Origin of the sequence: Streptomyces sp. NBC_00075 (assembly GCF_045041225.1) — a bacterium.
GTDB classification, from domain to species: Bacteria; Actinomycetota; Actinomycetes; order Streptomycetales; family Streptomycetaceae; genus Streptomyces; species Streptomyces adonidis.
Genome location: NZ_CP108243.1, coordinates 11571494 through 11597718, shown reverse-complemented (window position 1 = coordinate 11597718; position 26225 = coordinate 11571494). Strand labels below are relative to the sequence as shown.

The window sequence follows — 26225 nt, the reverse complement described above, 5'->3', positions numbered from 1 at the left end:
TCGACCGGGTGATGGAACCGTTCCGCTGACGGTATGAAGGATTACACAGGCAGGGCACGCGGGGGGGGGCGAAGGCATGGACATTACGCCGGTTTTCTGCACGATCATCCCGCCGCACGTCCTCGACAAGATGGCCCAGGCCGACGACCCGGTGCTCGCCGGTCCCGCCCGCCGCACCCTGGAGCGAGACGCCTACCAGCGCACCCACCGCCGCCTGACCACGGTCCTCGGCGCCCCGAGCGTGGCCGCCGCGCCCCTGGCGGACGAGAAGCCGCTGCGGTCCATCTACGACGCCGAGCACCGCCAGGACCTGCCCGGCACGCTCGTCCGCTCCGAGGGCTCCGACCCGGGGCAGGACGCCACCGTGAACCGTGCCTACGCCGGTCTCGGCGCCACCTTCGACCTCTTCCTGAAGGTGTACGGCCGCAACTCGATCAACGGCGAGGGCCTGCCGCTGGACGCCACCGTCCACTTCGACGAGGACTACGGCAACGCCTTCTGGAACGGCGAGCAGATGGTGTTCGGCGACGGCGACGGCGAGATCTTCCTCGACTTCACCCTCCCCATCGACGTCATCGGCCACGAGCTGACCCACGGCGTCACGCAGTACACCGCGAACCTGACGTACTTCGGCCAGCCGGGCGCGCTCAACGAGTCCATGTCGGACGTCTTCGGCTCGCTCATCAAGCAGCACTCGCTCGGCCAGACCGCCGACCAGGCCGACTGGCTGATCGGCGCGGGCCTGCTCGCCCCGCGCGTCACCGGCGTCGCACTGCGCTCGATGAAGGCCCCTGGGACGGCGTACGACGACGACCTTCTCGGCAAGGACCCCCAGCCCGCGACCATGGACGACTATGTCCGCACGGGACGGGACAACGGCGGCGTCCACATCAATTCCGGAATCCCGAACCACGCCTTCTATCTCCTCGCCACCGAATTGGGCGGCCATGCGTGGGAGCGGGCCGGGCAGATCTGGTACGACGTGCTGACCGGCGGCGAACTGGGCGCACAGGCACAGTTCACCGACTTCGCCACGCTGACCGTCGCCGCGGCGAGGGCACGGTACGGCGACGGGGCCGAACTGCGGGCGGTGCTGAAGGCCTGGCAGCACGTCGGGGTGAACTCCGACGGATACACTCCACCCGGTCCACGTATAGGGGGCAACAGGGAATGGATTCCGCCCAGGCGACCCGTTCGTCCACCCCCACCTGCCAGCGGCGGATAGCACAGGGGAATCTGCGGCGTGGGAGACATTGCCAAAGGAGTGCTCAGCGGGGCATGGACGCTTCTGGTGGGCTGGATCTTGCCGACCGCGCTCAACCTGAGCGTCGCCTTCTACGCCGTCGCACCCAGCCTGCGCCACACCGACCTGATCGCGCGCCTCTGGCCCACAACCAGGACCGGCACCGCGCTCCTGCTGCTCACGGGGGCAGTCCTCATCGGCATCGTGCTCAGCGCCCTGCAAAACCCGCTGTACCGAATTCTGGAGGGCTATCTCCTGTGGCCCAACCGCGCCTACCGTCGCGCCTGCGGGCACCAGGCCGATATCAAATGGCATCTCTCGGACCGCATTGCGCTGCTGGGGCTCGAGCGCCTCGAACAGCGGGAAGGCGCCCTTCCTCCCGAAGAAGCGACGCGGCTGGAGGAACTCCGCGACGATCGCCGCCTTGCGCGGGTCGCACGCAAGGACCGCCAACGCACCGCACCTCAGCGGGCACTGCTTGAGGAGCGACTGGCCCGGTACCCGGTCGACGACGGGCAGATCCTGCCCACACGGTTGGGCAACGCTATCCGCCGCTTCGAGGAGTACGGCGACAGCCGGTTCTGCCTCGATACCCAGGTGCTGTGGAACGAGCTCACCGGAACCGCCCCCGAAGAGATCCGGCGGCAAGTCGAGCTGGCGCGTACCAGCGTCGACTTCTTCGTCGCCTTGTTGGTCGGCCACGCGGCAATCGCTGCCACGGCGGCTGCCTCGCTGGCCTCGGCCCGTGCCGAGACCACGGTGCTGCTGGTCACCATCGCGGTGCTCAGCTGTCTGATCCCGCTCTGGTACCGCTCTGCCGTCACCGCCACGGACGAGTGGGCGGCGGCCGTACGTGCCCTGGTCAACGTCGGCCGCAAGCCCCTTGCCGAAGCACTGGGTCTTGTACTGCCACCCGACCTGGCCGGCGAGCGCACGATGTGGAACCTGATCACTCAGCTCGCTCAACACCCCGACCCTGAGCGAGACATCAGCCTCAACCCCTATCGCGCCCGCCCGACCGGAACCAATTGAGGCTGCGCCAGGTGCCTGTTCAGGCCTGCTCCAGAACAGTTGCGGTCCTGCGAACCCGCCTGGCCGCGGAGCAGTACTACCAGCCGTCGGTCAGCCGCTCGGCGAGAAATGGAGAGAAGGCGCCTCCCGGTATGCCTTCGCCCATGCCGATAGGAACTGGGGACGGGCGAATTCGAGGCTTCGTCCTCCCGGCTTCCCGCCCTGGAAGGACCGGCCTCCCGGAGAAGGTGACACAGCCAAGGAAATCCGCGGGAGCGTGGCAGCCGGGTGGCGTGACCTGCTGAAGCGCGTGAAGAGCTCGGGTGACGGCGCTTGAAGGTGTCCTGAGGCCCAGACCATTCCCAGGCCTTTTCAATGGGCTCTGGGCACCGTGAACTGGTTGGGCCGACGCTGGAGTTCGGCAGTTACGGACGAACGGCATCCTGTTGGCAGGACCGATCGACCCGTAGCCTCACGACCTTGGGCAAAACGCCAACGGCCCATGCCGACCGGCAAGTTGGAGGTAGCTTCGTCGGCATGAGCAATGACGTTCGTATCGACCGTGCCCCGTCCGCCGGGGGCGGCATCCAGATCACGGTCAGCCTCTCCCCCACCGTTTTGGCAAAACTCCAAAAGGACGGCTCCTGGACCGAGCCCATCACTGACGGCCAGGTCACCGGCGACGGGCCGGCCATCACCCAGATCGAGTTCAAGGTGGCGTAGGTCTGGCAGCGCACGAGCGACGGCACAGGCCCGGCCACCGCTCGGTACTCGCCGCCCTCCAGGCGGCCACTCGGAAACCACCCTGACCGAACCGGAAGATCCGGCAAGCCGCAGACGCGGGAGAAGGCCGACGGGCCGGGAAGTCGTTCGGTGACCAGCCTGCCGCCGTGCATGCTCGCCGAAGCCTCCTCTCCGATCCTCGGATCGGGGACCCGCATCCGTGGCAAGGTCCGCGAGATGTCCCGCCGTTGTACGCGCAGCGGGCGCGGACGATCTCAGGGGATCCGCGAACGAGGTCACAGCCACTTCCTCCGGCGCCTGTGAGCACGGCAGTTCGACGAGCCACGGTCTTCCTTCGCGCGCCCAACGGGAAGGTGCCGAGTGACCTTGGGACACCTTTCACAGACGAACCAGAAGCGGGCAGCGGCCCTCAATCCAGCCATGGCCATGCCCTTGGTGTGCAGGGCTGGACGGCGGAAGGTCCGATCCGGCGCGGGCCCCTCGATCGGCACCTGCTGCGAGTCAGTAGGCTCGGCCGTTCCCGGCGGTGGCGTTGCCGCCTGGGCCCGGGGCTTCAGCGGTCATCTCCCGTTGTCTGAAAGGTGCTTGTCACAGTCATGCGAACAACGAGCCGTCCCAGCGGACCTGCACAGCTGTTCCGGCGGGCGGCCGGTCTGGTGTCGGCCGTGGTCCTGCTCGGCGCCTGCGGTGAGGCTGTCGAGGGGGCACCTCCGCGTCCCACGGGCAGTCCCTCGGTCCTCTCATGCGTGACGCCGTCGGGGGATCTGCTGGCGGACATCGACGGCGACGGCCTCACTGACCGCGTCTCCGATCCCTCCCACACCGGTGCTCGACTGACCATCGCGTTCGGCAAGGAAACGGGCTACGGCACCCCGGTCGGCGTACGGAAGCTGGTCGGCCGCTCCGGCAGCGGCGAGAAGGACGTGCTGGCCGCGGTGGCCGACTTCGACGGCGACGGGTGGAGCGACCTGGTCGTCGTGGCCACCGGGCAGATCCAGGGAGACGACGCGATCGAGCCGACCGTGGACGAGCTGGTCTCGGGCCCCTTCTCGGCCTCCGGACAGGGACAGCACACCCGCCGGCTCGACCTCGGCGAGACCCGCGGCATCACCGTGGCCGACTACGATCACGACCCCTACCCCGATCTCGCGGTGTTCAGCTACGCCGGCGACGGCGTCTACCAGACAGAGGCACGCCTCGGCGACGGGGACACCGGGCTTGCCGACGCGACCGGCGACACGAGCAGGTACAGGGCCTACGCGGAACAGACCGATGACGACACCCCGAGCAACATGCCCGACTCGGGCCTGAAAACGTTCTACCCCGAGTGCGGGAAGGCCGGTGGCCAGGGCTGACCTCTGCTGGTGCGTGCGTGTGCGTGCACGCGAGGCTGAGGAACGGTCGGCGCCGCCCACCGGGGTGACAGCGGACCCGGGCATCGCGGCCGGGACGGCCGACGCCGCACACGCGAGAGCCGCCGCCAGCAGAAGGCCGACGAGCCGCGATCGCCTGCCCGATGACGATTGACGCTGTCAGAGTCATGCAGAGACATCGTCGCTCGCCTCGATTCCACGATGGGACTCCGGCGGCCGGGCGGGAATCCTGCACTGGTCCATACCTGCCTCCGGGGAAGTGAATCGGCTTCGCGGGACCCTGTCAATGCTCCCAACAGGCCTCATTTCAAAGGCTGTTCGCGGAGACCGTGACGGGTTGACACCCCGTTTTCAGGCGCCCATCATCGATGGCACTTCGGCGAGTCTCCTCGTGCGTCCCACTGTCCGATCAGTCGCTGAGCCCCATGCGTCACAGATTTGAATCGTTTCATACGTAGGCCTCGACGTCTCCGTGTTCCCGCACCCGTTCCGGGAGGTTCCCATGCGCCGTCGTTCCCCGCTGAGCAGAACGCCAGGCCGGTACCACTTGCTCAGCCTCGCCGTGGTCGCGGCTGCCGTGCTGGCCGCAGGGCCCGCGCCGTCCGTCTCCGCTGCGGCCCCGGTCACCCCGACGGGCGTCAGCAAGGCGGCCCTTGACGACCTGAACTACTCGCCGACCTCCCGCACCCTCAAGCCGACCGCCGTCTTCCGAACGTCCGGCAGCGTCGCGAACCCACAGAACGTCCTCGGCGGACAGCCGACGCGGATCTCGGGCTCGCAGTCGGCCGTCACGCTCGACTTCGGCAAAGAGGTCGGCGGAGTGGCAACGTTGTCCTTCGGCGCCACCAGCGGCAGCGGCCAACGCGTGGGCCTGGCCTTCAGCGAGTCGTCCCTGTACGTGGGCAACAACAGTGACCGCAGCAGCGGCCGCGACGGCGAGGACGGGGCCCTCTACGCCACGGCCTCCGCGGGCGGCACCTACACGATGCCCACCGCGAGACAGCGCGGCGGCTTCCGCTACCTCACCGTCTTCCTCGACACCTCGGGCTGGGTGGACCTCACGGGCGTGAGCCTCGACTTCACCGCGGATCCGGGCAAGGCCGATCCGGCCGACTACGCCAACTACTTCCACTCCAGCGACGACCTGCTCAACCGCATCTGGTACGCCGGGGCCTACACGGTGCAGCTCAACACGATCGCCTCCGACCAGGGCCGCGCCTGGCCCCCGCCGGCCACGGAGTGGGACAACGCGGCAACCGTCGGCGTCGGCGACTCCGTCCTGGTCGACGGGGCCAAACGTGACCGCACGGTGTGGCCCGGCGACCTGGGCATCGCCGTACCCACGCAGTACGCGTACTCGGGCGACCTCACCTCGACCCGCAACGCGCTCACCACGATGTACGACGCGCAGTCGGCACAGGGCGAAATCCCCTGGTCGGGCCCGCCGTTCAACCTCACCGGCTCGGACACCTACCACACCTGGACCCTGCTGGGCACAGCCACGTACTACACCTACACCGGCGACCGGACGTGGCTGGACTCCCAATGGGCGAACTACACGCGCGGGATGGCCTTCATCATCGACAAGATCGACGGCAACAACCTGCTCAACGTGACCCGCACCCAGGACTGGGCCCGGGTCGGCCAGGGCGGCGAGAACATCTCCGCCAACGCACTGCTGTACGCCGCGCTCAAGGACGGCGTCACCCTGGCCCAGGTCAAGGGCGACAGCGCGCTCGCCGCGAACTGGGCCGCCAAGGCGGACGCCGTCAAGGCCGCCGCCAACTCCCGTCTGTGGGACGCCTCGAAGGGCATGTACAAGGACAACCCGACCAGCGGCCTGTACCCGCAGGACGGCAACTCGCTCGCGGTCTGGTACGGGCTCACCGACTCCGTCGCGAAGTCGCGCAGCATCGTCGGTCAACTCGCCACCCGGTGGGGCATCTACGGTCCCACCACCCCCGAATGGGGCGGCAACGTCTCGCCGTTCGCCGGCGGGATGGAGCTGAACGCCCACTTCGCCGCCAACGACGACCACACGGCCCTGGCGCAGATCCGCCGTACCTGGGGGCACATGCTGAACAGCGACATCGGTACGAAGAGCACCTTCTGGGAGGGCATCAGGGCCGACGGCGGCCTCGCCTACGGTGGTTCGTTCATGAGCCTGGCCCATGGCTGGTCGTCCGCGCCCACCTCCACGCTCACGTTCGACGTGCTCGGCACCACGCCCGAGTCGGCGACCGGCGCGTACCGCTTCGTCCCGCATCCCGGCGACCTGACCAGCGCCGAGGGCCGCATCACCATGCCGCAGGGGGCGATCAACGCGTCCTGGTCCCGCGTGCCCGCCGCCGGCACCTACTCGGCGCACCTCACCAGCCCGGCCGGCACCAACGGCCGTATCGGCGTCCCGAAGTTCGGCGGCTCCGACATCTCCGTCTCCGTGAACGGCAACGTCGTCTGGAGCGACGGGACTTTCACACCCACCGCGGGAATCACCGGCGGAAGCCAGGACGACACCTACGTCTACCTGACCGGCGTCGCTCCGGGCAGCTACACCCTGACCGCCGCAGGGCTGGGCAATCCTCCTCCGCCCGCCGAGCCGGGAACCGGTGCGCTGCGGGCGGGCTTCACCCGGTGCGCGGGCGAGGGCGGTACGTGCTCCTTCAGCGGCACCCGCGCGGTGGCCTACGGGGCGGGCACGTACAGGTACAAGACGGCGAGCGGCAGTACCGCCTGCACCAACGCCTCCTTCGGCGGCGACCCGGCGGCGAATCTCCTCAAGTCCTGCTACGTCGCCGACGCGGGCGGCCCGCCCGGATACACCGTCTGCGCCGCCGAAGGCGGTACCTGCGCCGTACCCGGCTACAACCGTGACGTCGCCTACGGCGCCAACGGCAACTTCGCCCACCAGGTCACAGGCGGCTCCGTCGCCTGCACCAACGCCCACTTCGGCGATCCCATCGACGGCGTCGCCAAGTCCTGCTACCTGCCGCCCGACGGTGCCCCGGCCGGTGGATGGACCAAGTGCGCGTCCCAGAACGGCACATGCCCGGCCGCGGCGGGACAGCCGGTGATGTACGGCGCCTTCGGAGCGTTCGCCACGAGAACCGTCACGGGCGACACCCCGTGCACCGACGCCACGTTCGGCGATCCGATCCCCGGTGAGTCGAAGGCCTGCTACACGGCCAGTGGCGGCCCGGTCGGCTACTCCACTGCCTGCTCGGACGAAGCCGGAACGTGCGCCTTCAGCGGCCAGCAGACCGTCGCCTACGGCGCACGGGGCGCCTTCGTCCTCAAGACGTTCACCGGCGGCACCGGTTGTACGACGGCGGCCTTCGGCACCGATCCACTGCCCGGTGTGCGCAAGGGCTGCTACCTCACCCCCTGAGGAGCACCGGGTCTGCTGGCCTTCACCGCGCGCAGTCAGGGCGAAGGCCGGCAGTGCCGTCGTCGTGAAGTCCAGTGCGGGTTCCCCGGTCCGCCAGGCGCCCACGTCGTTCAGCTCGGAGGCGTTGAGGGCACCGCCTCACAACGCGTGGGAACGGCTGCGTGACCGATCGGAGCCCGGGCGACAACGAGCGCGAGGTACTGACGCCGGCCACAGGGTGCACGTACGCCTTCCGAGTCCGGGCGACACTGGTTGCGTGATTGTCGAACGCGCGTATGCCCATCTCTCCTCGTACGACGACGAAACCTGGCCTTGGTCGGTGCCCTGTGTCCGGCAGTTGATCGACGAAGGGCTGCGGTTCACCGCGCCGGTCACCTTTCTGGTCGGTGAGAACGGCTCGGGAAAGTCGACCCTGGTCGAGGCGTTGGCCGAAGGGTTCGGCCTGGACTCCTATGGCGGCTCCCACGACTGGCGCTACGCCTCCCCGCGCGGCAAGTCGGCGCTCGGCGAGCGGATGAAGTTCGACGCCGCCTCGGGGCGCGGGCGGCGTATGGCCACCAGCTGGTCGGCCCGCAAGGGCTTCTTCCTGCGGGCCGAGACCGCGCTGGACGCCCTGGACAGGGAGGGCTTCTCCCCCGACCATGTCAGCCACGGCGAGGGCTTCCTCGCGGCGTTCCGCGGGAAGTTCCTGCACGCCGGGCTCTATGTTCTCGACGAGCCGGAGGCGGCGCTCTCCTTCTCCTCGTGCCTCGAACTGATCGGGCACATCGACCGGTTGGCCAAGGAGGGCGGCCAGGTCATCTGCGCCACACACTCACCCTTGCTGACCGCACTGCCGGGCGCGGACATCATCGAGATCGGCGAGCACGGCATGCGGAGGGCCGTCTGGCAGGAACTCGGCGTCGTGGATCACTGGCGCCGCTACCTCGCCGACCCGCACACCTATCTGCGGCACATCCTCGAACCATAGGCAGGTCCCCCTCAGCCCTTGTCACACGGGCGATGGCGGGCGCAGCGACGGCACCGGGCAGCGCGCCGTCGGCCTCGTCGCTAGTGCGGGAAGCTGCGGGGTGGGCGAGTGATGATGGATTCGCGGAACTCGGCAATCCGCGAATGGACTTGGCGCATCAGGTGGGTGTCCTCGATCCGGTCCAGGTAGAGGCAGCGGGCCGCCAGGCCCGGCAGCTCGAAGGCGAAGTACAGGGACATCAGCGGGTTCACGAACAGCTCGCTGCCCCGGGTGCGGTCAGTGAACCGGACGTCGCCGAACGAGCCGCGCACGGCTGCCGCGATGGAACCGTTCACGATGCTGGGGTACTCCGGGGTGTGCTGCTGAGCGTGTGTCACCGCGTCGAGGTAGAGAGCGCCCTCACGGGTGGCACGCGGTATCGAGAAGGCGCCGAGGTACGCGCCGTCGCGCTCCAACGCGGCGATGTTCTCCAGTACCTGCACATGGTTCACGCCGTGGTACGCGTCCACACCGAAGCCGACCGAGACGACGAGCCGGGTCGGTACGCCGTCCAGCGCGGCCAGCGCCGCCACGCTGGCCAGGTCCTCTTCCGGAGTGCCGAGCCCGGCTTCGTCACCGCGCATCAGAATGTCCGTACCGCCGTCGACCAGTACCACGGCGTCGACGCGGTGCAGATCGACCAGTGCCTGGTAGGCGGCGCGCAGCGGACGCACTCCGGTCTGGGGGAAGGCGTACACGGTGGACGGGTAGTCATGCCCGCGCAGCCACTGGGCAAGGGTCCGCTCCGGGAAATAGCTCTGGTGCAGAGCGGATTCGGGAGTGATCGCGGCCAGGTCGGGGGCGGCCCAGTCATCGATCGGAAGACCGTCGAGGGCGCTGAAGGAGAGGTTCGCGAGATACACCTGCTTGCCCTGGTGCAGGAGAGAAAGAGCCAACGGCAGGCCGGAGTAGATGTCGAAGCCGCCGCCCGCTCCCGCGACGAGGATGCGTTCGGCATCGGCAAGCCGAGCAAAAAGTGGGTTGGAGTCGAGAGACGTCATGACGATCATTGTCCCGGGACGCGGCACCGGGCGCTGCCGAGTTACCGCGCGACGACAAGGTCGCGGAGCAACAGGAGTGACGGCCCTCGTACTCGACTGTCAGAGTCGGCCTCATACGGTGACGGCCTCTGTCCGGCACCGGGGCGGCCCGCCTCGCCTACCAGCAGGCAGTGATGACGCAGGAACAGCAGCGTGGGCGTGTTCTGGCTGGTGGCCCGTGCGCAGGGCGCTGCAAGTAGGACTGTGTGCCGCCAGGTCAGTTTCCGCCCTTTTTGTCGAACCATCCGAGCGACTGGACGACGGTCGCGCCGGTAACGAGGATGCCGAGCGGAACGATCGTGAACCATGTCGCGTCGGCTTTCACGGCCGCGAGCAGGGCGATGGCGCCGATGGCCAGCACCAGGAGCACGAGCATGCCCAGAACGACTCGAATCTTGGAAACCAACGGAGGACTCTCCAATGTTCGGCTGGGCTCTACTGACCGGACAGCGTTCGCTACCCGTGGGACCGCTGGCGACGGTTGTCCAGTAGGGAGGCAGCAAGCTCCCCGGCGTGGCACCACGGCTCCGTCGGGAAGTTCATGGGGTGAGTCTCCCAACGCCGCCTTCCGGAGTCTCCAGTAGAACTACGTAATCGAATACGTAGGTTCACCGGCCGGGGCGCGGGGCTGTGCACCGCGGGTTGGAAACGGCTCGCTGTACGACTGGCCGCTGCTTTGCCATCGTGCACACAGGTAGGTGTTCTGAACTCGTAGCGTCGGCCGACTCGGGTTGGCAAGATCAACCCATGAGTCTGCACTCGGTGGCCTTGGACAAGATCTCGTTTGATGACTGGCAGGCCATTCACTCGTGGGCCTGTCTCCCGGAGGCTTGTCGTTTCCAGCCTTGGGGACCGAACACTGAGGACCAGACGCGCGATTTCGTGAAGGCCGCCGTCGAGGCTTGGTCGAGCACACCCCAGCAGAGGTTCGCCTATGCAGCGCGCTTCGGGGACGACGTTGTCGGGGTGGGCGAACTGCATGTCCGCAGTCACACTCAGCGCCAGGGCGAGATCTCCTACATTGTGCATCCACGGGTTTGGGGGCAGGGCATCGGCACAGGAATCGGGCACCGGCTTCTCTCACACGGCTTCGGTCAGTTGGGGCTTCATCGGATCTTCGCCACCTGTGACCCGCGGAATCTCGGTTCCGCCCGAGTGCTGGCCAAGCTCGGCATGACGTACGAGGGGCACCTTCGACACACGGCATGGATACGGGACGGCTGGCGGGACTCCCTGACATTCAGCATTCTCGAAGAGGAATGGCGTGCTGAAGACGTCGGAGTGATGCCGACGTAGGGACTGGTCGGTTCACGACGTGGAGCCGTGTCTCTTGCTCCCGTTGGTGCGGGGGCTTTTGCGGGTGATACGTCGGGTCGTCACGGTGATGCTGCATCGGCAGGTGCGGTGCGCGCGTCGTTCGGTTCAGGTTGCCGCTGGAGTACTGCCGCATGCGGCGACGGCGCGGCTTCGGAGGCGGGTGCATGGCCTGGCGCCGCGGACTCTCCTCAACGAGGCGCTGGATCAGTCGCAGTCGCTCCGGGGAGGGCTCCGGGCCGGTGGCCGGTGGCCGGTCGCTCTGTCCCCGGTCCGCCATGGCGCGGCGGCGAGCGTCGGCTTCCCGGGTGATGGCGGCGAGCCGGTTGAGGTTCTCCGGCGTGCGCGGCTTCGCCGCGAGCGCCGGACGTCCGGCAGTATGCCCCTGTGCCCCTCATCCCCGGAACCGATGACCACGCCGTCGAACCGGCACGGATCCGGCTGGCGGCGGCCGGGGCCGCGGTGGTCACCGTCGGCGCGGGGCTGGGACTCCGGGCGGTGGCCACGGGAAGCCTGGCCAAGTACGGCGGAGACGCGCTGTACACCATCCTGCTTCTCACCCTGGTCGTTCTGGTGGCACCACGAGTGATGCCCCTGACGGCCGCCGCAGGCGCACTGACCGTCAGTTGGGGGATCGAGTTCCTTCAGCTCAGCCAGATGACGGCGGAACTCTCCCAACGCAGCACCATCATCCGCCTCGTGCTCGGTTCCACCTTCAATCCACCCGACCTGTTCTGGTACGCAGTCGGTGCGGCAGCGGGTTGGCTCGTCCACACCACGGTGAGTCGCCCCTACCCAGCACGTCGGCGGCGTGCAGAACCCACCTGAGACCGGCCTCCTGGCGTTGAAGAGCGGCGAGCAGTTTCGGACACCCAGAGGCTCTCGGGGCCGCTGCACACTCGCCCGGTTCTACAGGTCGGCCACGAGTAGCCGGTAGCCGGCATCGAGGGCTTCGCGGTCGAGCAGGTCGGCATGGCGTTGGTGCCACCGGCCGGAGGACAGGTCGTCCGACAGCCGGGCCAGGCCCGGCTGGACGACTTCGTCGCTGGTCTGGGCGAACAGCGAGATACCGGCCCGCACTTCCGGGTCGAGGTATGCCTCGGGCCGACGCCAGAAGGCGGCGAGGAATCCGTCGGTACAGTCGTGCGGGACGGGAACGGTTTCGATGCGGGCGCCTCCCAACAGCGTGGCCAAGCGGTCGACCGCGACGGCTCGTGTGTTGTCGAACGCGGCTGCTTCGGGCAGGTACTCCTCCATCAGCCAGAACCTGTGGTTGATGTCGGGATCGAAGGTCAGGACGACGATCCGCTGCCGGGCGATGCGGCGGAGTTCGCCGATCCCGGCTTCCAGGTCGCTCCAGTGATGCACGGTCAGGAGAGCCATCGCCGCATCGGCCGAGTCGTCCGCGAGTGGGATCGACTCCGCGGATGCTTCCAGGGCGGGTGCGGATCCGGCTGGGCGCTGGGCGATCATCACCGAGCTGGGTTCGACCGCCAGCACCGTGTGCGACGGCTCGTAGGAGCCGGTGCCGGCTCCTACGTTGATCACAGTGGCGGCACCACCGAGGGCTTGATGGATCCTGGCGGCGACTCGGGGGTCCGGTCGCCGGGTGTCAGCGTAGGTCGCACCGATGCTGTTGTAGGTCGCCACACCGCACCGTAGGCGCTTCCCGCTGACACCGGGAAGAGCACGCGGTGTTGTCAGTTCTCAACCAAGGACCCGAATCTCGATCAAAGACCCGAACACACCCGGCGAAACCGTGCGTGGCTCACCCGCTCAAGGAGGGCTTCGGCGTGCGCCCCGCCATCAGGCCCGCCAGAGCTGCCCGCGAGGAGACTCCCGTCTTGCGGTAGACCCGGGAGATGTGGGTCTCGACCGTGCGGCGGCTCAGGCAGAGCCGTTCGGCGATCGCCGGGCTGGTGAGGCCGTCGGCGACGAGGTCGGCGATCTCCCGTTCGCGGGCGGTCAGTTCGGCGAGGCGGCGCTCGGGCCCGTCGGCGGCTGCGGCCACCGCCGGGCCGACCGCCTCGGCGAGACCGGTCAGCATCCCGCAGCCCCCGGCCACGGCGAGCCGCCGTCCCCGGTGCCAGGCCGCCTGCCCCCGCCGTGAACCGCCCGGGTCCGCCGCCAGCAGGGAGGCGCCGAAGAGCAGGGAGAACGCCTCCCAGAACACCCCTCCGCTGCGGGCGCTCTCGTCGGCCGCCGCCATGAACAGGTCCGCCGCCGCCCGGTCGTCACCGAGCCCGAGGCGTATCTGCGCGGCGCTGCGCATGGCCGAGGCGCGCTGCACGGGCAGATCGAGCCGCTCGGCCTCCTCGTGGGCCCGCTCGGCCCAGTCCTTCGCCGCGTCCACGTCCCCCATGGTGACGGCGGCGGTCACCAGGACCTCCAGGAACAGCGGACGCATGGAGGGCTGCATCCGCCGCAGGCCGGGGCCGCCGCCACGCAGCACCGCCTCCCGGGCCCGAGCCGGGTCGCCGGCGGTGAGCGCCACGTAGCCGAGTACGCACCAGGCGATGGACGCCCACCAGTTGACGCCCAGGCCGGCCGCGGCCACCGCCTCCTCGGCGGTGGCCAGTGGCCGCGGATCGCCGGGCGGGCAGGCGTCGACCAGGGCGTGGGCCCTGGTCGCGAGGACGAAGGCGAGCAGTTCGTCACTGCCGATGCCGCGGGCGATGTCCTCGGCCTCCTCGGACAGTTCCACCGCCGACGCGAGCCGACAGGTCTGGGTGCGCACGTGTGTCTTGCACAGCAGAAGGTGGGGCAGGAGGTAGAGCTGGCCGGTACGGCGGGCTATGGCCAGGCCTCGATCGGCGTGCCGTTCGGCGTCGGCGAAGCGCTCCAGGAACGCCTCCGCCCAGGCCAGCCGCATCAGCGGCTCGCACAGCCCGGTCAGATCGCCGTCCGGCAGCGAGTCCACGAGGGCAGCCGCCCGGCGGGTGAAGTCGTCCGCCGCGGCCGTCTCCCCCTCGTACGCCTCTCCCAGCGCCGCGACGCTCAGCGCACCCGCCACACCCGTCTCGTCCCCGAGGGAGCGGGCCACCTCCAGGGTGTGGGCCACCTCGGGGCGCACCGCCGGGTACGGGGTGGCGAGCGGGGCCGAGGAGCCCAGTTCCAGGCCCAGCGCCACCTGGTCGACGAGCGACGGCGCGGGATCGGTGCGGTGCAACTCGCGGCGGAGCAGGGCGACCGCCTCCGAGTGACGCCCCAGATGGCGCTCCATGACGGCGCACAGTACGACAGCGGACGCCCGCGATCCCGTCCCGTCGCCCGGGTCGGGCAGGGCGATCACCTGGTGCAGGAGGTCCCGGCTCTCCCGGAGCCGGCCGCCGACGCCCAGCGCCCGGGCCCGCCGCAGCATCAACTCGCGCCGTCTGCCCGCGTGTTCCGGCGTGTGCGGAAGATGCCTCAGCACCACCTCGAGCCAGTGCGCACTGCTCGCGGGCGCTGTCTGCGCGGCCTGCTCGGCGGCCTCGTCCAGCACCGCCGCCGCCCGCGGGTCCCAGCCGGACAGCGACTGCTCGGCGTGATGGGCCCGCTCGGCCAACGGGGCGCCGGTCCGGGCGAGTTCGGCGCCGACGAGCCGGTGGGTCTCCGTTCGCAGCCAGGGGTCGGTGCCGTCGCGGACAAGGCTGCGCAGCACAGGGTGGCGCAGCGCGATCCGCCCGTGCGTGCCGGTGCGCAGCAGGTCGCGCCGGGTCAGTACGTCGAGGTCCTCGGTCAGTTGCCCCGGCTCCTGGCCGGTCACCGCCCCGAGCAGCGCGGGCGTGGCGTGGTCGCCCAGAGCTGCCACCACTTGGACGAGCCGAACCTGCGACGGCGTCAGCGGGGTCAGCTCGTCGAGCAGCAGCGCCCCGAGGCCGGTCGTGGACAGTCGGCTCACCGACGCGCCCTCGCGGTGCGCCTGAAGCAGGGTCAGCAGGTACAGCGGGTTGCCCTCGCTCGCCGTGAAGAGCCGTACGGCCTGGTCGTGGGCCAGGTCGGGGGTGAGCAGTTCGACGCACTCCCGCTCGCCGAGCGGGCCGAGGACCGTCCGACGAACCGTGCCGGTCTCCGTGCCGCGGATGAGGGTCGCGGCGAGCGCCGCGGGGCTCTGCCGATCGCGGCGGGCGAGGACCAGCAGGACGCGGGCGCGTACGGGGTGCCGTACGAGATGGTCGAGGAGTTCCAGCGACGCGGCGTCCGCCCAGTGCATGTCGTCCAGGACCACGACCAGCGGATGGGCCGCGGCGTGGGTCAACAGGGCGGCGGTGGCGCGGTGCAGGTGGAAGCGGTCTGTGCCGCGGGGAGCGCCGCTGAGCACAGGGGCGACCTCGGCAGCCGCCGGGAAGGATTCGACGGTCTCCGGGGCGAGGTCGGAGAAGGCGTCGGTGAACGGCTGGAACGGGATGTGGCGTTCGTACTCCGTCGCCCGGCCGCGCAGCACCGCCGCCCCGCGCCGTGTCGCGGCCAGGCACAGCTCGTGGACCAGTCGGCTCTTGCCGATGCCCGCCTCACCGCTGATGTCCAGCACCGCCGGGCGGCCGGGCACGTCCTCCACCAGATCCGACAGCAGCCGGTCGAGCCGGGCGAGTTCCGCCTCTCTGCCGACCAGCGGTGTCTGTTCCGTCGTCATGTCCTCACGCCCCCGCGACAGTTGGTGCCTCCACACATCCTGTCGTACGCCACTGACAACCTGTGGGTTCGTGTTCTGGATCTCACAATCCTCGTCCAGGTGGGGCGAGTCGGACGGGTCGGACGGGTCGGACGAACGGATGCGGAAACTACGTAACCGATCTACGTAACAGCACGATCGTCCCGGCCCGACGCACGCAGGAAGATCAAGTCCTGTAGGGGCCGCGGCCGTTGCCGCATCAGGAAGGCTCCTGGGATTTCGGGAGGGGCAGATGTTGATCGTCGGCACAGTGGTGGGGATCGTCCTGCTGATCGTCCTGATCGTCGTATGGGTGGTACGGCGGTCGGACGGCCGGTACCGGTTCCGGCCGTCGTTCGAGGCGGCCTGCGAGGTCACGGTCGGCGGCCGGAGACTCGTGGCGTACTCCGGGCACCGCAAGGTGATCCGGCTCGCGGACCCGGCCACGCGCGAGGACACGGCGGTCCTCACGCACTCGCGCACCTGGATCCGGGCGCTGTGCGAGGTCCACGTCGACGGCAGGCCCCTGCTGGCGTCCGGTGGCCGGGACGGGGTCGTCCGGCTCTGGGATCTGGAGGACCGAGGCGAACTGGTGGCCTCCCTGACCGGACACCGCGGCTGGGTGTACGGGCTGTGCACGGTGCGCATCTCGGGGCGCGACCTGCTGGCCTCGGCGGGCCGGGACGGTGTGATACACGTCTGGGACCCGCGCGACGGCCGGCTGGTGCGCACGATCGACACCGGACCGCGGAAGGGGTGGATCTTCTCCCTGTGTCAGGTGCGTACGGGCGGGCGAACGCTGCTCGCGGCCGGGCACGGCAACGGCACCGTGACCCTGTGGCACGCCAAGTCCGGGCAGGCGGCACTGGAGCTGACCGCGCACAACCGCGCCGTGTGGACCCTGTGCGAGGTGTCCGACGGCGACCGCACCCTGCTCGCCACCGCCGGCTGGGACGGGGTCGTCCGGCTGTGGGACGTGGAGGCACCGCAGGAGGTACGGGCGTTCACCGCCGGTGTCGGGCCCGTGTACGCCCTGTGCCAGGCGGAAGCCGGGGACCACACGCTCCTCGTCGCCGGCGGGGACGGACCGGGCACCGCTGTCTGGGACCCGTTCACCGGCGAGCGCGCCGGCGACCTGGGCATGGACCTCGCCGGCCTCCTCAGCGGCCACGGCTGGGTACGCGCCGCCTGCCAGGTCCGGCCGGCGCAGGGCCCACCGCTGGTCATCACCGTGGGGTACGACGACGGAGCGCGCGTGTGGGACGTGGTGAAGGAGATCGGTTCGGCTCCTTCGGAGAGAGGAGCACCGGAGGAACGGGCCTGAGCGCTCTCGCGGCGACCGTTCCTCGCACTCCGCTACTCGACGTCTCGCCGCCGGCCAACTCCCGTGTCTTCACCGGCGCCTTGAGCACGGCCGCCGCCTGCGGCAGAGCGCCCACCTCGCATCGGCTGGGCGTCCCGCCCGCACGGATCCCCGCGTTCCGGTCGACTTGGCATAGTTGACCTTGCCGGAACAGCAGGGAAGGAAGGTCATGGACGAGGAACCGAAGCGCTACCGGGTCGAGTTCGCCACAGGTACTGCCGCAGCGGTGGCGAAGCGGCGGTCCTACCGCGACCACGAGCGCAACGACATCGAACCCGGACTGCCTGGCTGGCCTCCTGGGCAACGGGCCTTCGCGGTGCGGGGGTTCTTCGGTCGGCTCGGCCAGTACGTCCTTGGTGTCGTGACCGCGATCCTGATGCTGCCGCTGTACATCCTCGCCGACGCTCTCGGCAGTCCCTCGTCGCCCGCCAAGCGGGGGAAGCTGGAGGAGCGTGAGAACGAGGTCGACGACTTCCCCGTCATATGGGCGGGCGTGGGCGAGACGGCTCGTACGCTGCCCTGGCAGCTCGATCCCTCCCGGCGGCCCTGGCCCATGGAGACCGAGATCGAACTGACCGAGCCTGAAGGGCTCGTACGCATCACGTCGTACCAGGACACAGCACGGGGCAGCCGGTTCCTCTATTGGGGTGGCGGCGAGAAGGTTCCGGGATCCGAGGTCGTCCTCTGGTCGCTGCCCCTGAAGGAAGTCATCGGCGCCGAGCTCAAACCATTCAGCATGTCCGAGACCGACTTCAAGATCTCCTTCCAGGACGGGTCGTGGGCCCGGCTGACATCCTCGAACGGTGCGCAGGAGATCGTGGCCCTCCTTGGCGGCAAAGACCCAGCCGGATCTGCTTCTTGACGATCAGCCGCCGGCGGTCGGCGCGAACGCCGTCGTACCCAGGCCGAGGACGACGTACGGCCTGACCCGATCCAGCACCGGCAGCGGCACGTGGGAGTCGCTAGCTCGGATGGTGGTCAGCACCATCAACAGCGAGCCGAGCGCGGCGGCCTCCAACACCGCGAGGAGCTCCCAACCCTGCTCCCGGTGTTCGGTCCTGCGCCGAAGCCGTGTGCGTTTCGCGGGTCGCCTCGGTGTAGGCGAGAGGGTCATCGAGCCGGAGCGTGAACCACTCGGCGAGACCGATGTCGTCCGGGAGCCCCTCATACCGCATGTTGTGGCGCGCGATCTCCGCCGTCCGCCGCGTCGAGCATGCGCTGTGCGACCGGACCGACCCGTGATCGATGAGCGGATGGCGTCCGAGGGTACCCGTCACACGCAGCGCGTGCCGCTCTGCCCTTCTGCGCCTTCATGAGGACATGATGGGAGAGGGGGGTCAGGTGATCGAGACAGTCTTGCGCAGTGAGGACCTACCGGTAGCCGACCGGTTCGCGTGGTGGCTGGAGATGACGTCACAGGCGCTCACGCCCACGGAGATCACCAGCGACCACGCCGATGACTTCCGCGCCGGCTTCCGGCTGCTGGAACTCGGGGCCGCTCAGGTGTCGGTGCTGTCCTATCCGTCATTGCGCTCGCGTCGCACGTCGGCGCTGGTGCGTCGCTCCGATCCCGAGCTGTATCACCTGGCCCTGACCCTGAGAGGCCGGCAGAGCATCTCCTGTTGTCGGCGTGATGCGTCAGTGAGGGGCGGGGATCTGTTGCTGTACGACAGCTCGCACCCGAGCGACGCCTCAGCCTTCCCCGACGACGGCGGTGCAGTCGAGGGGATCGTGGTGAACGTGCCCCGTACGGCGATTCCTCTCCCTGCGGCGAAGGTGGACCGCCTCCTCGGGGCGCCGTTACCGGGCGACAGCGGTATGGGGGCCCTCCTGTCGCAGTTCTTGATCCGCCTGGCGCCTGAGTCCGACGCATGCCGGCCGCGGGACGCCATACGTCTGGGCGGGGTCACAGTGGATCTGATCACCGCGTTCCTCGCGCACCACACGGACACCGAGGAGAGCGTTCCACCCGAGAGTCGCCAGCAGGCGCTGATGGCCGGCATCCGCTCCTTCATCGAACGCAATCTGGGCGACCCGCAGTTGTCGCCCGGCGCAGTCGCGGCCTCCCACCACATCTCCGTGCGGTACCTGCACAAGCTGTTCCAGGCGCAGGGCGTCACCGTGAACGCCTGGATCCGGCAACGACGTCTGGAGGGCTGCCGCCAGGACCTCGCCGATGGGCAACTGTCCGACAAACCCATCGGTTTTCTGGCCGCACGCCGGGGCTATGTCCACGCTTCCGAATTCACCCGCGCATTCCGCAGAGCCTACGGGATCCCGCCGAGCGCATATCGGCAAGAGGTACTACAGGGCAAGCAGGACACCGATCGCCAACTCCGGGCATCCAGAGGGCCTGGCGATCTGATGCCCGGATAGCAGAAAATGCGGCGGCCTGCAGGCCTGCGCGCATTCGACTGTCGGGTCCGGCATTTGACGGTCGGTCGATCTGGGTCAATCGGGGGCGTCTGCCGGCGTCCCTGAACGGGGCTGCGAAATGGGGCCCTCGGGAGAGAGGACTGGCGAGACGATGATCTGGACGGCGTTTTCGACGGAACACCTGTCGGGGACCGAACGATTCAACCACTGGGAAGCGATGATCTCCCAGGCCCACTTTCGCACCACGATGGCCAGCGATCACCTGAACGACTTCCTCGCCAGCTCCCAGGCGCTGAACCTGTGCGACATCCAGACCTTCGCGCAAAGCTACCCGCCCATGCAAGCGCGCCGGACCCCGGCGATGATCCGGCAAGGTGATCCGGAGGTCTTCCAGCTGTGGCTCACCGTCCGTGGGGAGGTCGGGCTCAGCCAAGCGGACCGGCATGTCGACGTCGGCGAGGGCGATCTGGTGCTCTACGACTCCTCCCGGCCCTGCCAGGCCCAAACCGGTGCCCGTGACCGCCCCGACGTCTCCTCACTGATCGTGCAGATACCCCGGGCCAGACTGCCCCTGCACTCCAACACCCTCGACCAGCTCACCCTGACCCGCATTCAGGGACGGACAGGCATCGGCGCACTGTTCCGCCACTACCTCACGGACCTGATGAACCACGCGCCCCAGTACGAGGAATGCGACGCGCCCCGCTTGGCGGGCGTCACACTGGACCTGCTGAGCGCCATGCTCGCCCAGGCCGCACGGACCGAGAACCTCCTGCCGCCCGAAGCACAACACACCGTCATGCGTACCCGGGTCAACGCCTTCATCCAGCAGCACCTGGCCGATCCTGACCTCACACCGGCCTCCATCGCCGCCGCCCACCAGATCTCCGTCCGCTACCTCCACCAGCTCTACCGGGGCCACGGGACCACGATCGCCGGCGGAATACGCCGCAGCAGGCTGCAACACATCCACCGCGACCTGGCCGACCCCCGCCTCAACGCCCGGTCCATCAGCGCGATCGCCGCACGCTGGGGATTCCCCGAGCCCACATCCTTCAGCCGCGCTTTCAAGACGCTGTACGGCATCACCCCTCGCGACCACCGCCACCAGACCCAGAAGCGCGGCATGTAGGCGGTGCGCTGAGTGCCAACAGCCGTGCGCGGAATGCCAACAGCGCCATGAACATATCGAGCACCATGTCCGTCAATACCTCCCCGCTCACTCGCGAGGAAACAGCCACAAAGACAAAGACGGGCGGCGCAGTTCGCTCCGCCGTCCCACCGCAACCGGAAGGTCTCCCACACGATGAGCAACGTTCGCCAGCGCCCCACCGCCGCACCCACGGGCGCCGTCATCCAGCAGCAAGTCGGGCTCGCCACGACCTACTCCTTCCAGAAGAGCTGGGCAGACCGCCTCACTGTTGACGGGATCGTAGGCCCGCAGACCTGGTACTGGCTCCGCCAGCTCTGAGCTTGCCTTCTTTCCAGTACGTCATCAACCTCAGCCGTGACAGCGAGGGCCGGTGCAACGTCTACGACGGCGACGGCGACAAACGGCTCGCCGGCTGCGACTACCGCATCTGCAGCTGACCCCGTCCCCTGAGCACCGGGGAAAGCGGCGAGTTCGACACGGCGGACTTCTGCGCGGCCGCACACCTGCTCGATCGCGGCCGACCGGTCAGGGCTCTCCAGTGCGCGACCTGGATTCGTCCCCCGCAAGGGCACTGCGTGCGGCAGGATCCGACCTCGTCGGAGGTGACCGACGCGATCCGGTGTCTCCCCGGAAGGCGATGAGAGGCGTGCACGGCGTGTTCCTGGTGCTGACCATGATGGTCGTCTCCCGGACCAGTCCCGAGGGCGTGGTGGCCGAAGAGCGGCGGGGAAAAGCGGCTGCGTCCCGTTTCCTTCATGGACGACTTCGCCACCTGCAACCGCCCGGTCCTGGACAACGGGGAACTGGTGCTCGGCCTCGCGGTGCGACCGCGGATTCCGATGCCCCTCACGGCCTTCGACGAACAGCTCGCCCAGAAGTTCGCGTTCTTCAACGAGCGGCCTGCCGGCCTCTCGGATGTCTCGGCCCTGCGGGAGGTCCACCCCGGCCCGATGACGCTCGGGACCTGGTTGCGCGGCACCGGACGGAAGCCTTGAACGAACCCGGGAAGCGAGGAAAGAGATGACTGATGGACTGCTGCTGCCGCCCGGCGGCGGCCGCCGGATCCAGACCATGACCCTGAAGGCGGGTGCGGAACGGTCGACGACCTGGTCGACGTTCGAGGCCGAGGTCGCGCCGGGATTCGATGTCGGAGCGCACCTGCACGACCAGGCCGAGGAGGTCTTCTACGTCCTGGAGGGCGAACTCGACCTGCTCGCCTTCCATCCGGTCACCCAGGCCACCGGCGACTGGCGCTCCTGGGAGTCCGAGAGCGGCGCGAAGGTGCTGCGGGGCGGACCCGGGAGCTTCATGTTCGTGCCCGCCGGATGCCCCCACGCCTTCTCCAACCCCGGGGCCCGACCGGCCCGGATGCTCTTCCTCGTCTCCCCCGCCGGCCACGAGACCTACCTCCAGGAACTCACCGACCTCCTGAACACCCCAGGTCCCCCGGACCAAGCCGAGATCACAGCCCTACGGCTCCGCCACGACATCCACCAACTCACCCCCCTCACCGCCACAACCACGGACTGAGGAAACGCAACGGCCCCCGCTCACAGCGGCGCACGCACGTGAATCGCGATGACGACGGGGACGCAGCGACAGACCCGACGAGGTGGAGCGACCGGGCCCGAACAGACCAACAGCGTCACGCCATGGGTCCTGGGCCCCGTCTCCCTAGGAAAGGACCCCGGCCCCCGTGGTCCCCGCCAACTCCGTCGCCAGGTTCTGCGCCGTCGTCTGGAGGCCCGCCGTCAGGGCCGGCTTCCAGTTGACGGTCGTCTTCAGCTTCTTCGAGTTCGCGGCGTTGTAGGCGGCCACCAGATCCGTCGCCGTGCCGTTGACGAGGTTGCCGGTGGTCGCGACCGAGCCGGTGCCGTCGCCGCTCAGCAGCTTCGCGGTCTTGCCGCCGGACGGGAGCTTCCAGGCGTTGTACTCGGCGACGACCTGTGCCTTGGCCCGGGAGTTGACCGTGTAGAGGGGTGCGTAGCCGTTGAGGGTCGTCGTGTCGAAGTAGTTGTTGTAGATGTGGATCTGGCCGATCCGGGCCAGCGGGGCGCGCTGGACGATGCCCTTCCACACGTTGTGGTGGATGGAGACCCGCAGCTTGCCGACGCTGTCGGTGTCGCTGCTGCCGATCAGCATGGTCTTGTCGTGGTTGGTGAACTGGTTGCGCTCGACGGTCACCAGGTCGGAGCCGTTGGTGATGTCGAGGGCGCCGTCATGGATCTGGTACTCCCGGCCGTAGTACTTCGGGTTGGCGCTGTCGAGGTGCGGCGCGTCGGTGAACGTGTTGTGATCGGCCCACACATGGGTCGCCCCGCGCAGGGTGACGGAGTCGTACGCGGAGTTCCAGTTGCCGGTGGAACCGTCGGTCGGGTCCCACTGCGGGAAGCAGTCCTCGGTGGCGCTGAAGGTCAGGTTCCGGACGATGACGTTGTCGACGCTCTTCACCTGGAGACTGCCGCCGGTGATCCCGGCGTTGGTGCCCGGCACTCCCACGAGGGTGGTGTTGGCCGGCACCTTGAAGGCGATGTTCTTCGCCTGCGCGGCCTGGGCGGCGGCCCGCGCCTTCTCCTGCGTACCGGACGGCAGCTTCGAACGGCCGTACGTGGCCGGGTCGTACGCCTTCAGATAGGCGGCGAGCGAGTATCCCGTACCGGCCGCGTAGTCGGCGCAGGTCAGCTTCTTGCCCGCGTCGTTCGTGTTGGCGTCGATGGTGCCCTTGATACGGATGATCTTCGCCGTGGAGTTGGTCGCGCTGCCCAGTGCCGCCACCAGCTGTGCGCGGGTGCTGACGGTGAAGACGTGCGCGGAGTCGGCTTGCGCGCCACCGGTCGTGCCGGTGCCGGAGGCCGCCCAGCCGTCCTTGGCGGGCAGCACCTGGTGAGCCAGATCGACCGCACCCGCGTTCGCGTTCATGGCGAACACGGCGGCGCCGAGGCCCGCGGCGGCCACGGCCGCGGTGGAGGCCAGAACGGTGCGGCGCGTGCGGAGGGAGCGGCGGTGGGAAGGGGAAGCCACGGATGAGTCCTTACGTGGTGGTGGAACATGTGCGGTGTGTGAAGCTCCCGCGTGCGGGGCTTTCGACTCGTCAGTGGTCGCGGAACACCGGAAGGTTGCCGCCGGATGCGTGTGACTTTTGAGGCTCGGCCGACGGGCGGCGACCCACGCACCGCACCAGCCCCCTCGCAGTGGCCAAGGGAGCGCGTCATATCTCGCGTGGGCAGTGCGGCGGGTTGTTCTGGGCCGGACGCACCGTCAACTCACGTGCGTGGGCGGGTGCATGGTCGGGCGCTCGCTCCCGGTGCGCGGTGTCAGCGGCGGGCGTTGCCGCGGTGGTCCTGGTGAAGGCCGGTGCGGGTGTCGCGGCCCGCGCCAGTGTGGATACGGCCCGAGGCACGCCCGGCAAGGCGGTAGGGGGCGAAGGTGGGGGTGTGGCCGGCCGCGGACACCGGAAGCGCCCGCCGCCGAAGCCCGAGCGCGCCTGTCGACTACATCGTCCATATCCGCCGCTGACGCCCGATGTTGACGACTCGGCAGATCCTGCCCCGTACAGGAGCGCATACGTCTTCCGCCCGCCAGGCGAAGGTGATGCCTCGTCAGGTCTGTGTTCGACTGCGTATCGGTTGGCTGTGGGCGGTGACGGTGGTGGAGGGCGGTCCTTGGGCGGCGCGGTCGTCGCGGGCCGGGTTCTGTTCTAACCGGTAATGTCGCCGCCGCACAGAGCGAGCGGGCGCACACGGGGAGAGCGGGGCACGGATGCACGTCCTGGAGCCGGGGGATCCGCGGCGGATGGGGGACTTCACGCTCATCGGCAGGCTGGGGGCCGGTGGCATGGGCCAGGTCTTCCTGGGACGTTCCGCGGGCGGGCGGGCCGCGGCGGTGAAGGTGGTCAGGGCGGAGCTGGCCGAAGACCCCGAGTTCCGGGCCAGGTTCCGGCAGGAGGTCGCCGCGCTGCACCGGGTGGGCGGTGAGTGGACGGCGCCGATGCTGGGCGCCGACACCGAGGCCGCGGCACCCTGGGTGGCCACCGAGTACGTGGCCGGGCCCTCACTTCAGCAGGTCGTCGAGTCGGGCTACGGGCCGCTGCCCGAGGCCACCCTGCATTCCCTGGCCGGGCGCCTCGCCCGTGCGCTGCGTGCCATCCACGGCGCGGGCCTGGTGCACCGCGACGTCAAGCCGTCGAACATCCTGCTGACCGTCGACGGCCCGCGCGTGATCGACTTCGGCATCGCCCGGGCGCTCGACACCGTGGCGGGCAGTCTGCGTACCTCCACCGGGGTCGTGCTCGGCTCGCCCGGTTTCATGTCGCCGGAGCAGGTGCGCGGAGAGCGGGTGACGCCTGCCGCGGACGTGTTCAGCCTCGGCTCCGTGCTGGTGTACGCGGCGACGGGACGGCTGCCGTTCGGCTCCGCCGAGCTGGGGCTGCACGCGCTGATGTTCCGTATAGCCGAGGAGGAGCCGGACCTCACCGGGGTGCCGCCGACGCTGACCGCTCTGGTGACCGCCTGCCTCGCCAAGGACCCTCAGCGGCGGCCCACCACCGAGCAGCTCGCCGTCCTCATCCGCACCGACGAGGACGGCCCGTGGCTGCCCGCGGAGCTGCTGGCCGAACTCGGCCGGCTCGCCGCCCGGATGCTCACCGCGGAGACACCGCCGCAGGGCTCGCCGGCGCCGACGCGGTCGAAGCGGCGGTGGCGGCCGGTCCTCGCCGGAGTGGTGGCGCTCGCCGCGGTGGCCACGGGCACGGCGCTGACGCTGCTCGACGACGACGGTGAGAAAGGCCCCGCGACGGGCGGCCCGGCCTCTCGATCGGCGTCGCCGAGTGCCGAGCCGGGCATCCCGGACGAGTTCGTCGGCGCCTGGGAAGGCGTACTCGATGGCAATCCCGAACTGCCGAAACGGGTCCTGCGGCTGGAAATCTCACCGGGCGGGCCGGGTGACAAAGTCGCCGCGTACATCGACACCGGCGGGGATCTACAGTGCACCGGGCGCGGCAAGCTGGTCTCCACCGATGCCGACACGCTGGTCGTCGGCAAGGGCCAGATCACCGCGGAGGTGCCGCAGGGACGGTGCACGCCACTCTCCCAACAGACCCTCACGGTGCGGTCGCAGGACGTACTGGTGTGGGAGTCCGGTGGCCTGACCGCCGAGTTCCACCGGTCAGCCGGCGGACGGGACGCGGTGCCGGACCAGTACGTCGGCGTCTGGGTGCCGGCCAACGCGACCTATCGCGAGAAGGAGTTGATCCGGATCACCCAGGGCCCGGTCGGTGGCCGCCTGGTGCGGATGTCGGTCGAGGCGGCCATGGACGACGGCACGGAGCAGTACTGCGACAGCACCTTCGTCATCGGCGCCGTCTCCCCCGTGCTGGCGCTGAGCCCGGCGGCCTACACGGCGGAGTCGGGCAAGGGCTGCCGCCAGCCCGACGCGGTCTCCTTCACTGTCGGCCGCGACGGCCATCTGCTGCTGTTCAGCATGGACGCGGACGCGGAACCGGGAGAGTACGTACGAAAGTCCTGACCGCCGCCCCGGATGGCAGAGGCACCGTTCCAGGGCCTCCTGGCCGACTGCCTTG

General features: G+C 69.3%; 22 protein-coding genes. 16 read left to right on the top strand and 6 right to left on the bottom strand.

The window, feature by feature from the left end; genetic code table 11:
- Positions 1–76: 76 nt before the first annotated feature.
- The 6 genes from OG787_RS51070 to OG787_RS51045 all read left to right on the top strand — a co-directional run bounded on the left by OG787_RS51070 (position 77) and on the right by OG787_RS51045 (position 8729).
- Positions 77–1225: a M4 family metallopeptidase gene (locus OG787_RS51070; protein ID WP_405540303.1), complete on the top strand. Its 1149-nt coding sequence runs from the start codon at positions 77–79 to the stop codon at positions 1223–1225.
- A gap of 18 nt (positions 1226–1243) precedes the next feature.
- Complete coding sequence (locus OG787_RS51065) at positions 1244–2275, top strand: hypothetical protein (protein WP_405540301.1); 1032 nt, start codon at positions 1244–1246, stop codon at positions 2273–2275.
- A 516-nt stretch (positions 2276–2791) separates the two neighbouring features.
- Entirely contained in the window at positions 2792–2977 is a 186-nt protein-coding gene (locus OG787_RS51060) for a hypothetical protein (protein ID WP_405540300.1), read from the top strand.
- A 617-nt stretch (positions 2978–3594) separates the two neighbouring features.
- Positions 3595–4353: an FG-GAP repeat domain-containing protein gene (locus OG787_RS51055; RefSeq protein ID WP_369035283.1), complete on the top strand. Its 759-nt coding sequence runs from the start codon at positions 3595–3597 to the stop codon at positions 4351–4353.
- A gap of 520 nt (positions 4354–4873) precedes the next feature.
- Positions 4874–7759, top strand: a complete 2886-nt coding sequence (locus tag OG787_RS51050) for an MGH1-like glycoside hydrolase domain-containing protein (RefSeq protein ID WP_405540298.1) — start codon at positions 4874–4876, stop codon at positions 7757–7759.
- 256 nt (positions 7760–8015) lie between these two features.
- Entirely contained in the window at positions 8016–8729 is a 714-nt protein-coding gene (locus tag OG787_RS51045; RefSeq protein WP_405540297.1) for an AAA family ATPase, read from the top strand.
- Between the two features lie 80 nt (positions 8730–8809).
- Here the strand turns inward: OG787_RS51045 and OG787_RS51040 are convergent, their stop codons facing one another.
- Entirely contained in the window at positions 8810–9769 is a 960-nt protein-coding gene (locus OG787_RS51040) for a DUF1152 domain-containing protein (protein WP_405540296.1), read from the bottom strand.
- 256 nt (positions 9770–10025) lie between these two features.
- The gene (locus OG787_RS51035) at positions 10026–10184 is read right to left on the bottom strand and encodes a hypothetical protein (protein WP_369035279.1); all 159 of its coding nucleotides are present in this window, start codon (positions 10182–10184) and stop codon (positions 10026–10028) included.
- A 371-nt stretch (positions 10185–10555) separates the two neighbouring features.
- On the opposite strand from OG787_RS51035, the gene OG787_RS51030 reads away from it, so the two are divergent.
- Together OG787_RS51030 and OG787_RS51025 are read left to right on the top strand one after the other, a co-directional pair.
- Positions 10556–11104 carry a GNAT family N-acetyltransferase gene (locus OG787_RS51030; RefSeq protein WP_405540295.1) on the top strand — a complete coding sequence of 183 codons (549 nt, stop codon included), beginning with the start codon at positions 10556–10558 and terminating at the stop codon, positions 11102–11104.
- Positions 11105–11509: 405 nt separating this feature from the next.
- Entirely contained in the window at positions 11510–11950 is a 441-nt protein-coding gene (locus tag OG787_RS51025) for a DUF2809 domain-containing protein (RefSeq protein WP_405540293.1), read from the top strand.
- Between the two features lie 81 nt (positions 11951–12031).
- Here OG787_RS51025 and OG787_RS51020 read toward each other — a convergent pair whose 3' ends face one another.
- A complete protein-coding gene (locus tag OG787_RS51020) occupies positions 12032–12772 on the bottom strand; it encodes a class I SAM-dependent methyltransferase (RefSeq protein ID WP_405540291.1) in 741 nt (246 codons plus the stop codon).
- Between the two features lie 118 nt (positions 12773–12890).
- Complete coding sequence (locus OG787_RS51015; protein WP_405540290.1) at positions 12891–15737, bottom strand: helix-turn-helix transcriptional regulator; 2847 nt, start codon at positions 15735–15737, stop codon at positions 12891–12893.
- Positions 15738–16008: 271 nt separating this feature from the next.
- Between OG787_RS51015 and OG787_RS51010 the strand changes: the two genes are divergently transcribed.
- On the top strand, positions 16009–17079 hold the full coding sequence (locus OG787_RS51010) for a WD40 repeat domain-containing protein (protein ID WP_405540288.1): 1071 nt from the start codon (positions 16009–16011) through the stop codon (positions 17077–17079).
- Positions 17080–17287: 208 nt separating this feature from the next.
- Positions 17288–17980, top strand: coding sequence for a hypothetical protein (locus tag OG787_RS51005; protein ID WP_405540287.1), 693 nt, complete (start codon positions 17288–17290; stop codon positions 17978–17980).
- Positions 17981–17983: 3 nt separating this feature from the next.
- Here the strand turns inward: OG787_RS51005 and OG787_RS51000 are convergent, their stop codons facing one another.
- Positions 17984–18232, bottom strand: a complete 249-nt coding sequence (locus OG787_RS51000; RefSeq protein WP_405540834.1) for a hypothetical protein — start codon at positions 18230–18232, stop codon at positions 17984–17986.
- Positions 18233–18459: 227 nt separating this feature from the next.
- Between OG787_RS51000 and OG787_RS50995 the strand changes: the two genes are divergently transcribed.
- The 5 genes from OG787_RS50995 to OG787_RS50975 all read left to right on the top strand — a co-directional run bounded on the left by OG787_RS50995 (position 18460) and on the right by OG787_RS50975 (position 22177).
- On the top strand, positions 18460–19494 hold the full coding sequence (locus OG787_RS50995) for a helix-turn-helix domain-containing protein (RefSeq protein ID WP_405540285.1): 1035 nt from the start codon (positions 18460–18462) through the stop codon (positions 19492–19494).
- Positions 19495–19612: 118 nt separating this feature from the next.
- A complete protein-coding gene (locus tag OG787_RS50990) occupies positions 19613–20626 on the top strand; it encodes a helix-turn-helix domain-containing protein (protein ID WP_369035271.1) in 1014 nt (337 codons plus the stop codon).
- A gap of 174 nt (positions 20627–20800) precedes the next feature.
- Positions 20801–20965, top strand: coding sequence for a peptidoglycan-binding protein (locus tag OG787_RS50985; protein ID WP_369035270.1), 165 nt, complete (start codon positions 20801–20803; stop codon positions 20963–20965).
- A gap of 437 nt (positions 20966–21402) precedes the next feature.
- Complete coding sequence (locus tag OG787_RS50980) at positions 21403–21642, top strand: hypothetical protein (RefSeq protein WP_369035287.1); 240 nt, start codon at positions 21403–21405, stop codon at positions 21640–21642.
- A 25-nt stretch (positions 21643–21667) separates the two neighbouring features.
- Entirely contained in the window at positions 21668–22177 is a 510-nt protein-coding gene (locus OG787_RS50975; RefSeq protein ID WP_369035269.1) for a cupin domain-containing protein, read from the top strand.
- A gap of 144 nt (positions 22178–22321) precedes the next feature.
- Here the strand turns inward: OG787_RS50975 and OG787_RS50970 are convergent, their stop codons facing one another.
- Positions 22322–23668, bottom strand: a complete 1347-nt coding sequence (locus tag OG787_RS50970) for a polysaccharide lyase family 1 protein (protein ID WP_405540284.1) — start codon at positions 23666–23668, stop codon at positions 22322–22324.
- 738 nt (positions 23669–24406) lie between these two features.
- Between OG787_RS50970 and OG787_RS50965 the strand changes: the two genes are divergently transcribed.
- The gene (locus OG787_RS50965; protein ID WP_405540283.1) at positions 24407–26170 is read left to right on the top strand and encodes a serine/threonine-protein kinase; all 1764 of its coding nucleotides are present in this window, start codon (positions 24407–24409) and stop codon (positions 26168–26170) included.
- Positions 26171–26225 lie beyond the last annotated feature (55 nt).

What these genes read in the sequence shown, in the direction of transcription:
- OG787_RS51070 (WP_405540303.1), top strand. Translation starts at nt 77, where the DNA reads ATGGACATTACGCCGGTTTTCTGCACGATCATCCCGCCGCACGTCCTC.
- OG787_RS51060 (WP_405540300.1), top strand. Translation starts at nt 2,792, where the DNA reads ATGAGCAATGACGTTCGTATCGACCGTGCCCCGTCCGCCGGGGGCGGC.
- OG787_RS51055 (WP_369035283.1), top strand. Translation starts at nt 3,595, where the DNA reads ATGCGAACAACGAGCCGTCCCAGCGGACCTGCACAGCTGTTCCGGCGG.
- OG787_RS51050 (WP_405540298.1), top strand. Translation starts at nt 4,874, where the DNA reads ATGCGCCGTCGTTCCCCGCTGAGCAGAACGCCAGGCCGGTACCACTTG.
- OG787_RS51040 (WP_405540296.1), bottom strand. Translation starts at nt 9,769, where the DNA reads ATGACGTCTCTCGACTCCAACCCACTTTTTGCTCGGCTTGCCGATGCC.
- OG787_RS51035 (WP_369035279.1), bottom strand. Translation starts at nt 10,184, where the DNA reads ATGCTCGTGCTCCTGGTGCTGGCCATCGGCGCCATCGCCCTGCTCGCG.
- OG787_RS51030 (WP_405540295.1), top strand. Translation starts at nt 10,556, where the DNA reads ATGAGTCTGCACTCGGTGGCCTTGGACAAGATCTCGTTTGATGACTGG.
- OG787_RS51015 (WP_405540290.1), bottom strand. Translation starts at nt 15,737, where the DNA reads ATGACGACGGAACAGACACCGCTGGTCGGCAGAGAGGCGGAACTCGCC.
- OG787_RS51010 (WP_405540288.1), top strand. Translation starts at nt 16,009, where the DNA reads ATGTTGATCGTCGGCACAGTGGTGGGGATCGTCCTGCTGATCGTCCTG.
- OG787_RS51005 (WP_405540287.1), top strand. Translation starts at nt 17,288, where the DNA reads ATGGACGAGGAACCGAAGCGCTACCGGGTCGAGTTCGCCACAGGTACT.
- OG787_RS51000 (WP_405540834.1), bottom strand. Translation starts at nt 18,232, where the DNA reads ATGACCCTCTCGCCTACACCGAGGCGACCCGCGAAACGCACACGGCTT.
- OG787_RS50990 (WP_369035271.1), top strand. Translation starts at nt 19,613, where the DNA reads ATGGGGCCCTCGGGAGAGAGGACTGGCGAGACGATGATCTGGACGGCG.
- OG787_RS50985 (WP_369035270.1), top strand. Translation starts at nt 20,801, where the DNA reads ATGAGCAACGTTCGCCAGCGCCCCACCGCCGCACCCACGGGCGCCGTC.
- OG787_RS50980 (WP_369035287.1), top strand. Translation starts at nt 21,403, where the DNA reads ATGGACGACTTCGCCACCTGCAACCGCCCGGTCCTGGACAACGGGGAA.
- OG787_RS50975 (WP_369035269.1), top strand. Translation starts at nt 21,668, where the DNA reads ATGACTGATGGACTGCTGCTGCCGCCCGGCGGCGGCCGCCGGATCCAG.
- OG787_RS50965 (WP_405540283.1), top strand. Translation starts at nt 24,407, where the DNA reads ATGCACGTCCTGGAGCCGGGGGATCCGCGGCGGATGGGGGACTTCACG.